Source organism: Maribacter flavus, assembly GCF_008386635.1.
Taxonomy (GTDB): Bacteria; Bacteroidota; Bacteroidia; order Flavobacteriales; family Flavobacteriaceae; genus Maribacter; species Maribacter flavus.
On record NZ_VUOE01000001.1, the window covers coordinates 692,327 to 705,476 of the forward strand.

13 protein-coding genes and 1 tRNA gene are annotated in these 13,150 nt (G+C 41.4%); 5 read left to right on the top strand and 9 right to left on the bottom strand.

The features are described 5' to 3' along the window. Positions 1-16 precede the first annotated feature (16 nt). From F0361_RS03145 to F0361_RS03160, 4 genes are all read left to right on the top strand, one after another. Positions 17-2,404 (top strand): efflux RND transporter permease subunit, encoded by a 2,388-nt coding sequence (locus F0361_RS03145; protein WP_154917184.1) that lies wholly within the window; start codon positions 17-19, stop codon positions 2,402-2,404. A gap of 82 nt (positions 2,405-2,486) precedes the next feature. Further along, the gene (gene asnS, locus F0361_RS03150) at positions 2,487-3,920 is read left to right on the top strand and encodes an asparagine--tRNA ligase (RefSeq protein WP_154917185.1); all 1,434 of its coding nucleotides are present in this window, start codon (positions 2,487-2,489) and stop codon (positions 3,918-3,920) included. A 38-nt stretch (positions 3,921-3,958) separates the two neighbouring features. After that, positions 3,959-5,416 (top strand): RNA polymerase factor sigma-54, encoded by a 1,458-nt coding sequence (gene rpoN / locus F0361_RS03155; RefSeq protein ID WP_154917186.1) that lies wholly within the window; start codon positions 3,959-3,961, stop codon positions 5,414-5,416. After that, positions 5,416-6,021 (top strand): hypothetical protein, encoded by a 606-nt coding sequence (locus tag F0361_RS03160; protein WP_154917187.1) that lies wholly within the window; start codon positions 5,416-5,418, stop codon positions 6,019-6,021. Before rpoN ends, F0361_RS03160 begins: the two co-directional genes overlap by 1 nt. Here F0361_RS03160 and F0361_RS03165 read toward each other — a convergent pair. The 8 genes from F0361_RS03165 to F0361_RS03200 form a co-directional block, all read right to left on the bottom strand. Then, positions 6,016-6,696 carry a porin family protein gene (locus F0361_RS03165; RefSeq protein ID WP_154917188.1) on the bottom strand — a complete coding sequence of 227 codons (681 nt, stop codon included), beginning with the start codon at positions 6,694-6,696 and terminating at the stop codon, positions 6,016-6,018. The two genes, F0361_RS03160 and F0361_RS03165, sit on opposite strands and share 6 nt — an antisense overlap. A gap of 171 nt (positions 6,697-6,867) precedes the next feature. Next, entirely contained in the window at positions 6,868-7,350 is a 483-nt protein-coding gene (locus tag F0361_RS03170) for an ExbD/TolR family protein (protein ID WP_125221272.1), read from the bottom strand. A gap of 23 nt (positions 7,351-7,373) precedes the next feature. After that, complete coding sequence (locus tag F0361_RS03175; RefSeq protein ID WP_154917189.1) at positions 7,374-7,994, bottom strand: ExbD/TolR family protein; 621 nt, start codon at positions 7,992-7,994, stop codon at positions 7,374-7,376. 10 nt (positions 7,995-8,004) lie between these two features. Beyond that, on the bottom strand, positions 8,005-8,436 hold the full coding sequence (locus F0361_RS03180; protein ID WP_138258813.1) for a hypothetical protein: 432 nt from the start codon (positions 8,434-8,436) through the stop codon (positions 8,005-8,007). Positions 8,437-8,466: 30 nt separating this feature from the next. Continuing rightward, positions 8,467-9,216, bottom strand: coding sequence for a MotA/TolQ/ExbB proton channel family protein (locus tag F0361_RS03185; RefSeq protein WP_099545962.1), 750 nt, complete (start codon positions 9,214-9,216; stop codon positions 8,467-8,469). Between the two features lie 77 nt (positions 9,217-9,293). Further along, positions 9,294-9,381: transfer RNA gene (locus F0361_RS03190), tRNA-Ser, on the bottom strand. A 71-nt stretch (positions 9,382-9,452) separates the two neighbouring features. Beyond that, positions 9,453-10,478, bottom strand: a complete 1,026-nt coding sequence (locus tag F0361_RS03195; RefSeq protein ID WP_154917190.1) for an asparaginase — start codon at positions 10,476-10,478, stop codon at positions 9,453-9,455. A gap of 15 nt (positions 10,479-10,493) precedes the next feature. Next, the gene (locus F0361_RS03200) at positions 10,494-11,261 is read right to left on the bottom strand and encodes a TatD family hydrolase (RefSeq protein WP_154917191.1); all 768 of its coding nucleotides are present in this window, start codon (positions 11,259-11,261) and stop codon (positions 10,494-10,496) included. Positions 11,262-11,342: 81 nt separating this feature from the next. Between F0361_RS03200 and F0361_RS03205 the strand changes: the two genes are divergently transcribed. Beyond that, on the top strand, positions 11,343-11,792 hold the full coding sequence (locus tag F0361_RS03205) for a retropepsin-like aspartic protease family protein (protein ID WP_154917192.1): 450 nt from the start codon (positions 11,343-11,345) through the stop codon (positions 11,790-11,792). A 51-nt stretch (positions 11,793-11,843) separates the two neighbouring features. On the opposite strand, the gene odhB is transcribed toward F0361_RS03205, so the two are convergent. Next, complete coding sequence (gene odhB / locus F0361_RS03210; RefSeq protein WP_154917193.1) at positions 11,844-13,121, bottom strand: 2-oxoglutarate dehydrogenase complex dihydrolipoyllysine-residue succinyltransferase; 1,278 nt, start codon at positions 13,119-13,121, stop codon at positions 11,844-11,846. Between the last annotated feature and the right edge of the window lie 29 nt (positions 13,122-13,150).

The following is a 13,150-nucleotide window of genomic DNA, read 5'->3' on the forward strand; positions in this document are numbered from 1 at the left end:
TCGCCTAAAAACAAGTATGGTTGCTAAACTTACCAAAGGGTTTTGGCCAAAAACGGCCAGGATAATACTGAGGAATAGGATTCTTATTTTATGTTTGGTTGCTGGAATTACCATATTTCTCGCCATACAATGGGAAAACATGCGTTTTTCCAATTCCCAGGCCAATCTTCTTCCGGACGACCACCCCATAAATTTGGAATACCAGGAGTTTCTGGATCAGTTTGGCGAGGAAGGCAACGCCGTAGTGTTCGCCATCAGGGATTCCGCCTTGTTCACTCCGCAAAATTTCAATCGGTGGAACAAACTGAGCAAGCAATTGGAGGCTTTCCCCGAAGTCGATTTTGTCCTTTCTACGGATAACCTGAAAGAACTTGTCAAGGATACCGTTGAACAGAAATTCGTGATGCGCCCTTTGATCGAGGAAACCCCGGATTCCAGGGCTGAGGTCAATCGTATCACCCAGCACCTTTTCAACGAACTTCCTTTCTACGAAAACCTGATCTACAACAAAGAATCCGGCACCATAAGAACAGTTATGTATCTGGACAAGGATATTGTGAATACCAGTGTCCGAAAGGATTTTATTTTACAAGACCTGAGCCGACTGATCGAAAACTTTGAGGAAGATACCAACTTGGACGTTCGTATCTCTGGAATGCCCTACGTGCGTACGATGAATTCCCAGAATATCATAGACGAAATTGGCAAGTTTATCTTGGCCGCGCTTGGGGTGACCTCACTCATCTTCTTCTTTTTCTTTAGAAGTTTCAGGGCTACCTTCATTTCAATGTGTGTTGTTATAATTGGGGTGATGTGGGCCTTTGGGGTATTAGGCCTTTTACAATATGAGATAACCGTTCTTACGGCATTGATTCCTCCCTTGATCATCGTAATTGGCATCCCCAATTGTATTTTCCTGATAAATAAATATCAACAGGAAGTCAAAAAACATGGAAATCAGGCTTTATCATTACAACGGGTAATTTCCAAGATTGGAAATGCCACCCTTATGACCAATATTACGACGGCATCGGGTTTTGCCACCTTCATCATAACCGATAGTAAGTTACTGAAGGAATTTGGTATTGTGGCCTCCATCAATATTATCGGGATTTTCATATTGTCACTTTTGATTATACCCATCGTTTATAGTTTTCTGTCCCTTCCAAAAACCAGGCACTTAAAACACCTGAACAAAAGATGGATAGATGCCTTCGTAAATTGGATGGAAAATATCGTCCGTAACAGAAGAATCGCCGTTTATATCATTTCCATTTGCTTGTTGGTGGTGAGCATCATCGGAATTTATCAAATAAATATTTCAGGAAGCCCCATTGAGGATATGCCCAAAAAGGCCGAATTTTTTAAGGATATACGCTTTTTTGAAAATGAGTTTGATGGTATCATGCCTGTTGAAATTGTGGTGGACACGAAGAATCCCAAAGGCGTCATGAAGCCGGCCACCCTACGAAGAATGGACCAATTTGGTGAAGTGATTGCCGAAATCCCGGAACTTTCACCATCCCTATCCATAGTGAATCTGGTGAAGTACTCCAAACAGGCATTTTACAACGGAATCCCAAAGTATTATCAATTACCCACCAGCCAGGAAAATACCTTTATCATGGATGTGGCCCGGAAATCATCGGATGAGAGCAATCTGCTGGATAGTTTTGTGGACAGCACAGGACAAGTGGCCCGTATGACTACCTACATGCGCGATGTAAAGACTAGCCGCATGGAACAGATCGAGGAACGTCTTTTGGAGAATATCACTAAAATATTTCCCGAAGAACGTTATTCCGTCTACATGACCGGTAGTGCCCTCCTATTTTTGAAGGGAACCAAGTACCTCGTTAAAAACTTGGTAATGTCACTTGCGCTGGCCATTGGATTAATTGCCCTCTTTATGGCCTATCTATTCCGGTCCTTTAGGATGATCGTAATATCACTCATACCCAATTTGTTGCCATTAATCGTTACCGCGGGCATCATGGGATTCATTGGTGTACCTATTAAACCTTCAACCATTTTGGTATTCAGTATAGCCTTTGGTATTTCCGTAGACGATACCATACACTTCTTGGCCAAGTATAGACAGGAACTGGAGTCTAAAAAATGGCAGATCAAAAAATCCGTGTACGCGGCCTTACGCGAAACAGGTGTTAGTATGTTCTACACATCCATTGTACTTTTCTTTGGATTTTCAGTGTTCATCATCTCCAATTTTGGGGGAACGGTCGCTTTGGGGGCCCTTGTTTCGGCCACCTTATTGTTCGCCATGTTGGCCAACTTGATTTTGCTACCTTCCCTGCTGCTCTCCCTGGAGAAAAGCATCGCCAACAAGAATACCCTGAAGGAACCACAAATAGATATACTGCCACAGGACGAGGAAAACGATTAGGTACCGCTAAAACCGATGCTTATTCATTTATTCTTTTGGGTCAAAAACCTATCTTTGGCTTTTAATTTTCAATCGATTTATAATGCGCTCAGTAAGCATCAAAGAACTCCTAACAGGAAAGCAATTATTACAGGAAATTACCGTGAACGGATGGGTACGAACTTTTAGAAGCAATCGGTTTATCGCCCTAAATGATGGTTCCACACTCCATAATATTCAATGTGTTGTGGATTTTGAAAAGTTCGACGATGCCATATTAAAGCACGTTAATACAGGTGCCGCCCTAAAGATTACAGGGACCTTGGTGGAAAGTCAGGGTAAGGGACAAAGTGTTGAGATCCAGGTAAGGGATATCTTCGTTCATGGAGGTGCCGATCCAGAGGTTTATCCCATTCAGCCCAAAAAGCACTCTTTGGAATTTCTACGGGAGAAGGCACATCTAAGGGTTCGCACCAACACGTTCAGCGCGGTGATGCGCGTACGTTCTGCCCTAGCCTTCGCAATCCACCAGTATTTTAGGGATAATGGATTTTATTATTTTCATGCCCCTATTATTACCGGCTCAGATGCCGAGGGTGCCGGCGAGATGTTCCGGGTAACCACATTGGACGAAAAGAACCCCCCATTAAAAGAAGATGGAACGGTCGACTTTAAGGAAGATTTCTTCGGAAAGGAAACCAATCTCACAGTTTCAGGGCAATTGGAGGCCGAAGCTTACGCTATGGCATTGGGCAAGGTGTACACCTTTGGACCTACTTTTAGAGCAGAAAATTCGAACACCTCCAGGCATCTGGCGGAATTTTGGATGATCGAACCGGAAATGGCCTTTTATGACCTGGATGCCAATATGGATCTGGCCGAAGATTTTATCAAATACGTTATTCGCTATGTCCTAGATCATTGTGAAGAGGACCTGAAGTTTCTGGAAACCCGATTGCTGGATGAAGAGAAAACAAAACCACAGGCGGAACGTAGTGAAATGGCCCTGATCGAAAAATTGAAGTTTATTACGGACAACAATTTTAAACGTGTTACCTATACGGAAGCCATCGAAATCTTAAGGAATAGCAGTCCCAACAAAAAGAAGAAATTCCAATATTTAATCGATGAATGGGGAGCTGACCTACAAAGCGAGCATGAGCGCTATCTAGTTGAAAAACACTTTAAATGCCCTGTCATCCTTTTTGATTATCCGGCAAAAATAAAGGCCTTTTATATGCGTTTAAACGAGGACGGGAAGACCGTTAGGGCCATGGATATCCTTTTTCCCGGTATTGGGGAAATCGTTGGCGGTTCGCAAAGGGAGGAGCGCTTGGATGTTCTTAAGCAGAAAATGGCCGCCTTGGATATCCCCGAGGAAGAACTTTGGTGGTATCTGGATTTACGAAAATTCGGTACCGCGGTTCATAGCGGTTTTGGCTTGGGGTTTGAACGTTTGGTGTTATTTGCCACGGGAATGGGTAACATAAGGGATGTCATTCCATTCCCAAGAACGCCACAGAATGCCGAATTCTAAGCGTATTTGGTTATTTTTATAGATAGTGAATAAAAGAGATGTTAAAACAGCACTTACAGTTTAAGCTTTCCCAAAAGTTGTCTCCTCAACAGATTCAGTTGATGAAGTTGATTCAGCTACCCACACAGGCGTTCGAGCAACGCTTAAAACAGGAGCTGGAGGAGAATCCCGCATTGGAAAGCGGTAAGGAAGATCTGGACACTGCTACGGATGATTATGACGATATGTACGAGAACGAATCCGATAGCGAGACCATAGCTGCCGATGATATCAACATAGACGACTATCTTAGTGATGATGAAGTCCCGGATTATAGGACACAATCCAATAATTATAGTGCTGACGATGATGAAAAGAGCGTTCCCTATGCTGCAGGAACAACGTTCAATCAATATTTGATCAATCAACTGAATACGGTATACCTGAACGATGAGGAATGGGCAATTGCCGAATTTCTAGTGGGTAGTGTGGATGAAAGTGGTTATATAAGAAGACCTATTTCGGACATTTTGGATGATCTTGCATTCACCCAAAATGTCTTTACGGACGAGGTAACGATAAAAAAAGTGTTGTCCATTGTACAGGAATTGGATCCTCCCGGGGTAGCGGCCAGGTCTTTGGAAGAATGCCTTATTATTCAATTGGAACGGAAAGAGCTTACCCCAAGTATCGAGTTGGCAAAGGCCATTCTTAAAAAGTCATTTGATCAATTCACCAAAAAACATTATAAAAAGCTTATCCAAAAGCACAATGTTACCGAAGAAGAATTAAAGGATGCTATCTCTGAAATAGAAAAATTGAACCCAAAACCGGGTGGATCCTATTCTGGTAATACTAGAATCATAGAACATGTAGTGCCGGATTTTTCCATCCGCATAGTGGAAGGGGAGCTCGAACTTAGTCTTAATGGACGTAACGCACCGGAATTGCACGTATCCAAGGAGTACAGCAACATGCTCAAAGGCTACAAGGAATCCAAGGACAAAACCAAATCCCAAAAGGATACGGTCCTTTTTATCAAACAAAAATTGGATGCCGCCAAATGGTTCATAGATGCTATCAGACAGCGCCAACAGACCTTGTTCATTACCATGAACGCCATTATGCAGTATCAAAAGGAGTATTTCCTAACCGGGGACGAGCGAAACCTACGCCCTATGATCCTTAAGGATATTGCCGATGAAATAGATATGGACGTGAGTACCGTCTCCAGGGTGGCCAATAGCAAGTACGTAGACACCCCCTATGGAACAAAATTGATCAAGGAATACTTTTCAGAATCCATGAAAAATGATCAGGGGGAAGACGTTTCTACCAAGGAAATCAAAAAAATATTGGAAACGGTCATCAAAAATGAGGAAAAAAGAAAACCTCTGACGGATGACAAACTTGCGGCTATCCTAAAGGAAAAAGGATATCCTATTGCCCGGAGGACGGTTGCAAAATATAGAGAACAATTGGATATTCCGGTTGCCAGATTGAGAAAGGAAATTTGATGAAACTTTTCTTTCATACAATATCCTATATTTTTCATCCAATTTTTGTACCGATTGCGGGTACTGCAGCCTATTTCTTGACCACCCCAAAGTACAGTCCCCTAGAAATACAAAGCGGCAATATCCTGCCCATATTTATCCTAACGGTTATTATCCCAATAATAACCTTTTTAATCCTAAAAAACCTGGGGGTAACCAATTCCATTTTTTTAAACTCTGTCAACGAAAGAAGGTACCCTTTATTCATACATATCATCTTACTGGGATTGATATTGTTCAAGGTAATCCCCAACAACTACATCGCGGAACTTTACTATTACTTCGTGGGACTCATGGGAGCCTCATTTGCATGCTTATTGCTGATTTATTTCAATTTTAAGACTAGTTTACATGCGGTTGGGATTGCGGGTATACTCATGTACCTAATCAACCTTAGCATCCATTTTGAGATAAACATCATTATCGCCATTGGCTTCATGACCTTGATGACAGGTATTGTTGTTTCCGCTAGGTTGTACCTTAAGGCACATTCAAAACTAGAAATTATTGTAGGTTTGTTGATCGGACTTTTGTCCCAACTTCTTACGGTAAAGTTTTGGTTATAGAATGTAGAAAATTAAACCGATCCTTAATGGCTTAATATCAATAGACTCATTATTTAGAACTGCGTTATCCCCCAATAATTCTGTCAACGAATAATAAATGTGGACATTGAAGGTATTATAACCAACATTAAAAGTTGGTCCGTATTGAAAACTATTTACATCTGTATTGAAAAAGCCATCCCTATAGTCGGAAGTTACCAATTTAGACCTGGCCCCAACCACGTATCCAAATTTCACTCCTGCATATATTCTCCAAAATTTGTAATCCTCCAGTGTGGAATTGCGCCATCTAAACTCCATAGGAAACTCAATTAAATGCGTCTCCACCTTACTTCTTTTAAAACCCGGGATAGTACCTCCAAAATTATAGGAAAAGCCGTCAAGAAGCTCTGAAACCACTAAATTGGAGTAATAGGTGTTCAAGGCAAAACCTAAGCCGATTCCAAGCGCTTTCGTTCCTCTTTCATTTAATGGCACGTCCTTTATAATACCGCCTTGGAGTCCATAGGATAGGTTTCTTTGATTAAAGCCCTGCGGTCGATTCCGAATAAAGTTGTACGTAATACCCATATAAAATTGATCTTCATAGTACCGCTCCTTGCATTCAGAAGAGGTGTCTTGGGCAAAACATGCCAAGCCAAAAATGAAAGTCAACACAAATATGAAAAGCCTCATACTCCAAAATTATTCACGAAAAATACTTTAAATGAGAATTAAGATTGTAACAAAGAAACCTGCTTTTTGCAAGCTGCTCGTGCCTTAAGGTATTAATATCCTTGTTGATACGAATAAAAAACGCTTCAAAAAAAATTTGAAGCGCTTTCTATAAGTTTGAAAAATTACAAACTATTGAAGGTTCCTAAAGGCGTCCCCTTCATACGTTGTATAGTTTACTTTTAATGCATTCACTTTACGTAACTCTTGCTTAATGTCTGATATAAGACCCATATTGGCATTTTTATCAACTTTTAAAGCAGTGGTCAATACGTTCTGTAATTCTTGAGGTTTCTTGGCTCTTTCCATTAAGATATAGTCACCTACCTCCGATGGCTTGGCAAACTTATCATTCAATTGTATTTGAGGCTCCGTTCCATATACCTTTTCGTACTCCCTAGTTGGCTTACCTACGTATATGTAAATTACCCTATCCTTTTTCTCCAATTTCTTGACCTCATTGGCATTGGGTAACACATTCTCGACCTTTAGGGAACTATCCTTCATAACCGTTACCGTCATAAAGAAAAACAAAAGCATAAATACAATGTCAGGAAGCGATGCGGTTGAGACCGCAGGTACTTCACCATCTTTTTTCTTTGCAAATTTAGACATAGTGTTTCAGTTTTTCTTCTTTATTAATTGGTAGTGGTTTCAGCTTCGGATAATTTTTGAGGAAATAACTCCTGAATACGTTGAACTTTTTCTTTAAGCTCCTCCTTCGCTTCGTCCGAAGTTTCAGGATTAAGGTATTCTGCCTCCATCTCCACGAAATTCTTACCATATAATCTTTGTGCTTCCCTATCCCTTAAATCATTGTAGGCCCCCACTAGTTCATTCTGAACGGTGATATAGGTAGAATACTTTGTTTCCCTATCGTTCTTTAAGGAGATAATCGCTTTTGCCGGACTGTCAGATGAAGATGCGTCTCTAGACCCCTTGCAGTAGCTACAATAATCGGGACTTCCTTGAGGTGCTCCCCCGTTATCCAAGAACGCCATGGCCTTCTCCCTTAAATCCGAAATTTCTATCAACTCATCATCAGCCAGTAACTGACCATTTTTGTTGATGTTTACCTGAAAGATATTCTTTTGCTTAATTACAACATCTTGATCGGGCGGTTCAATTGGAGGCAACATACGGTCCAAACCTGCATCCGTTTCTATAGTAGTAGTTACCAAGAAAAAGATGAGCAGTAGAAACGCTATGTCCGCCATGGAACCTGCATTTACTTCTGGTGCTCCTGCTCTTCTAGCCATAACTTATTTTTTATTTACCAAATAGTTTCTTAACCCCAGGAAGAACCATCAAAACAACTGCAACTGCCGTCAAAATGAAAAACACGTTCAATCCCATTCCTATTTTTTTCACCGTAGACTCGCTAGACATAGCCATGTACTCAGGTGCTACATCCGTACCACTTGAAAGTACGTATGAAATACCAACGACTATTGCCAACCCAACAACTACAAATAGCGTCTTTTTTAGGCCTTGAGGATTAGAAAACAAATTTTTTAAGGTGAACAACAATGCAGCTACCACAGCGATTCCTAAAAGAATATATGTGATAACGAACATTCCGTTCATTGCTCCGCTTTGAGCTGCCTCGGCTGCCGGCATGTCACTACTTGGCAACATATACCAAAGTACCGCACTTAGTAAGCCAATGACAATCAATGCTATTTTTATAATTTTTTGCATGATATTATTTTTAGGTATTGAATGTGGAACTTATTTTTTGTGGTCTACCAACATATCAATCAAAGTGATCGATGAATCCTCCATATCATTTACGATACTATCAATCTTGGCGATAATATAGTTGTAAAAAATTTGAAGTATGATAGCCGTAATAAGACCGAATACCGTAGTCAACAACGCCACCTGAATATCACCTGCAATAAGAGAGGCACTCAAGTTACCAACCGCAGCGATTTTTTGGAAGGCCTGAATCATACCAATTACCGTACCCATGAAACCAAGCATCGGTGCAATGGCGATAAATAAGGACAACCAAGATACATTCTTCTCCAACTGACCCATTTGAACACCACCATATGCCACAACAGCTTTTTCTGCAGATTCAACACTTTCTCCAGCCCTATCCAAACCTTGGTAATATATAGAAGCAACAGGTCCTTTTGTATTTCTACAAACTTCTTTAGCGGCCTCAACTCCACCAGATGCCAATGCATCCTCAACTTGTTGTTTTAATTTGGCAGTATTAGTACTGGCCATATTCAAATAGATAATCCTTTCAATAGCAACGGCCAAACCAAGAATCAAACACAAAAGTACAATCCCCATGAAGCCAGCACCACCTTGGATGAACTGCTCTTTCAACACTTGGGTAAATCCTCTATCCGCTTCAGGAGCCGCGTCTTGAACAAGCAAAGCTACCGCCGCCACTTTTGCACTTACCATATTTGTACCTGCTACAAACGCCCCAGCAACAGCTAGGCTTGGAAATAATTTTTTCATTTTTTCAAACTTAAATTAGTTAGTTAATAGGGTTAAAGATAAAAAAAAATCAATATAAAAAAAGTAAAACTTATTCGCAGAGAGGAAGGGATTCGAACCCTCGATACACTTTTGGTGTATACACACTTTCCAGGCGTGCGCCTTCGACCACTCGGCCACCTCTCTATTTTTCGCCTTTTTTAAGGTGGGGCAAATAACAAAAAAAATATTAGACAATAAAATATTACCCGTTAATTTTAGTGCATTTCTCCACGTAATGAGGTCTCGAAAACTGTCTTAAAGTGTTTGTTTGACACCCCACTCCCGAGTATGTACATTGCCTTTGAAATTGCCGCCTCCGTGGTAATATCCTTACCATTAATTACTTGCATGTCCATTAGCGCGGAACTGGTCTCATATTTACCCATTAACACACTGCCCCCAGAACACTGTGTAACATTTATAACATGTAAGCCCTCAGCTATTGATTTTTTTAAAGAATCCAAAAACCAATCTGCGGTAGGACCATTTCCTGAACCATAGGTTTCCAAGACGAGTGCCTTCAGTCCATCGGTTTTTAATATATTTTCAAATACGAACCTGTTCATTCCCGGAAATAATTTAACCAAAGCCACATTTTCGTCCATTTTTTTATGAACTATCAAATTTTTATTGCGTTTCAAAGGCAAAAGATATTCCGAAAACACATTCAAATGTACTCCGGATTCCGCCAAGTGCGGGTAGTTTAATGATGCAAAAGCCCTAAAGTTTTCTGCATTAATCTTAGTGGTCCTGTTCCCTCTATATAATTTATATTCAAAATACAAGCCCACCTCCCTAATGACCGATGTTCCATTTTTTTGAAGGGCGGCGATCTGGACGGATGTTATCAGGTTCTCCTTGGCATCCGTACGTAAATCCCCAATGGGCAACTGCGAACCGGTAAGGATGACAGGCTTATCCAGGTTTTCCAATAAAAAACTCAATGCCGATGCCGTATAGCTCATCGTATCGCTTCCGTGCAGGATTACAAAACCGTTATAATTTTCATAGTGTTCCTCGATCAGGGTGACAATTCGTACCCACTCGGCGGGATTCATGTTCGAACTATCCAATGGGTTTTCAAAGGAAATGGTTTCTATAGTGCAGTCCAATTGGTTCAGTTCCGGAACATGTTTTAAAAGTTCATTAAAATCAAAGGATTTGAGAGCCCCCGTTTGGTAGTCCTTTACCATTCCTATGGTTCCCCCCGTATACATCAAAAGAATTTTTCTTGTGTCCAAACCTTACTTTATAATTTAAATCCCAAATACCTCCTTTGAATTCTCAGTAGTCACAGCGGCCACAACCGCTTCCTCCATGCCATAAATCTCGGCAACCCTTTTTAAGACGTTCACAACATAGGCACTTTCATTTCGCTTCCCCCGGTACGGCACAGGTGCCAAATAAGGTGCGTCCGTTTCAAGAACGATATTCAACAGGTCGATTTGATGTAGAAAAGTATCAATTTTTCCATTCTTAAACGTTACAACCCCGCCTATTCCCAACTTCATATCGTATGATAATGCCCGCTCCGCTTGTTCCAAATTTCCGGTAAAACAGTGAAAAATACCTCTTAACGATCCTCCTTTTTCTTGCTCCAATACATCAAATACTTCATCGAAGGCATCCCTACAATGAATAACGATGGGCAACTCCATGGTTTTTGCAAGTCGTATTTGCCTAGCAAAAGCTTCCTGTTGTTCCTTTAAATAAGTCTTATCCCAATACAGGTCGATGCCAATCTCACCAATTGCATAATATTGCCGCTTTTTTACCGAATCTTCCACATGCCGAAGCTCTTCATCAAAATTTTCTTTAACATGTGTTGGATGAAGCCCCGTCATCAAGAAAACATTTTCAGGAAAGCGATTCTTTAATTGCAACATTCGCTCCGTATACGTGGAATCAATGGCCGGAACGAAAAATCGGGTGACTCCTTGGTCCATGGCCCTTTGAATCATGCCTTCCCTATCTTCATCAAATGCTTCACTATACAAATGTGTATGGGTGTCCGTTATAATCATACCGCAAAAATAGGTTTATCTTTGACTTTTTTAAGCCTAATCCAAGTATTCGCCCCATCATTTGATGTAAACTAAACTTCTATGCACTCCCTAAAAAAATACCTAAAGAAAAAGGGATATGACAAAATTCCCCTGACCCTTACCAAAACAAATCATTTGGAGTTTTCTGCTATTATCAATGGTACACCGGGAAGATTTATTCTGGATACAGGAGCTTCCAATACGTGTATCGGCTTTGACAAAATCGATTATTTTAATTTGAAATCCAAAGAATCCAAAATAAAAGCGGCCGGAGCCGGGGCCACCGACATGGAAACGCTCACCTCCAAAAAAAACACTATAGATATTGGCAAATGGCGCCACAAGAAGCTGAAAATAGTGTTGTTCGATCTTGTTCACGTCAATACTGCCCTTATAAGTCATGATGCGGAACCCGTTGATGGCATCATTGGTGCCGATGTGCTGAACGAAGGTAAAGCCATAATCGATTACAAAAAGAAGGCACTGTACCTAAAGGTCAAAAAGTTATAAAAGCAAAAAGCACCGATATTTCGGTGCTTTTATTTTTAGGTACATATGGAATTACATTTCTAATGCCCTTTTAACATCATTGCCCATCAGTAATTCTTCCGGACTCTCCAAGGCCTCTTTTACGGCCACCAAAAACCCGACGGATTCCTTACCATCAATAATTCGGTGGTCATAAGACAATGCTACATACATTATTGGGGCTATGGCAATGGCACCATCCCTAGCAATGGGACGCTCCACGATGTTATGCATTCCCAAAATGGCACTTTGTGGCGGATTGATAATAGGGGTGGACAACATGGAACCAAACACGCCACCATTGGTAATTGTGAAGGTACCGCCTGTCATTTCATCTACCGTTATCTCCCCTTCCCTTGCGCGTATCGCCAAACGTTTTACTTCGGCCTCAATACCTCTAAAGGAAAGATTTTCCGCATTTCTGATTACAGGAACCATCAACCCTTTTGGACCTGATACCGCAATACTTATATCACAAAAATCGTAGGACACCATTTCCTTACCATCTATCATGGAGTTAACGGCAGGGTACATTTCCAAGGCCCTTACGACTGCTTTGGTAAAGAAGGACATAAACCCTAGACTTACACCGTGTCTCTCTTTAAAATCGTCCTTGTATTTATTTCGCAACTCGAATATTGGGGACATATCCACTTCGTTGAAAGTGGTCAACATGGCTGTTTCATTTTTTGCCGAAACCAAACGTTCCGCCACTTTTCTTCGCAGCATGGATAGTTTAGATCGGGTCTCGCCCCTACTTCCTCCAGAAACAGGTGAGCCCATGGATGGCTTTGCGTTCATGGCATCTGACTTGGTAATTCTTCCATCCCTTCCGGTTCCTGTAACGCTGGAAGCCTCGACTCCCTTTTCGTTCAAAATTTTCTTTGCAGCTGGCGAAGCCACTCCAGAAGCGTAGGTTTCCTTTGCCTGAGGGGGCTGGGGCGCCTTTTCGCTTTCCTTTTTCGTATCCTTTTCCTCTCGTTGTTTATCCAAATCCTTTGCGGCATTACTTGAGGATCCTTCGTCCCCACCCGACGCGGAACTTGCAGCTTTACTTGCCCCATCCGGTTTTTCGGCGCTAGTATCAATAAGACACACAACGGCACCCACGGCTACAGCATCCCCAACCTCGGCCTTTAAGGTTATTGTCCCGCTTGCTTCCGCCGGCAATTCCAAGGTTGCCTTGTCAGAATCGACCTCGGCAATGGCCTGATCCTTCTCTACATAATCGCCATCTTCAACCAACCACTCCGCTATCTCAACTTCCGTTATGGATTCCCCAGGTGAGGGAACTTTCATTTCTAGAATCATTCTTTCTATTATTTGCTATTCTTAATTCT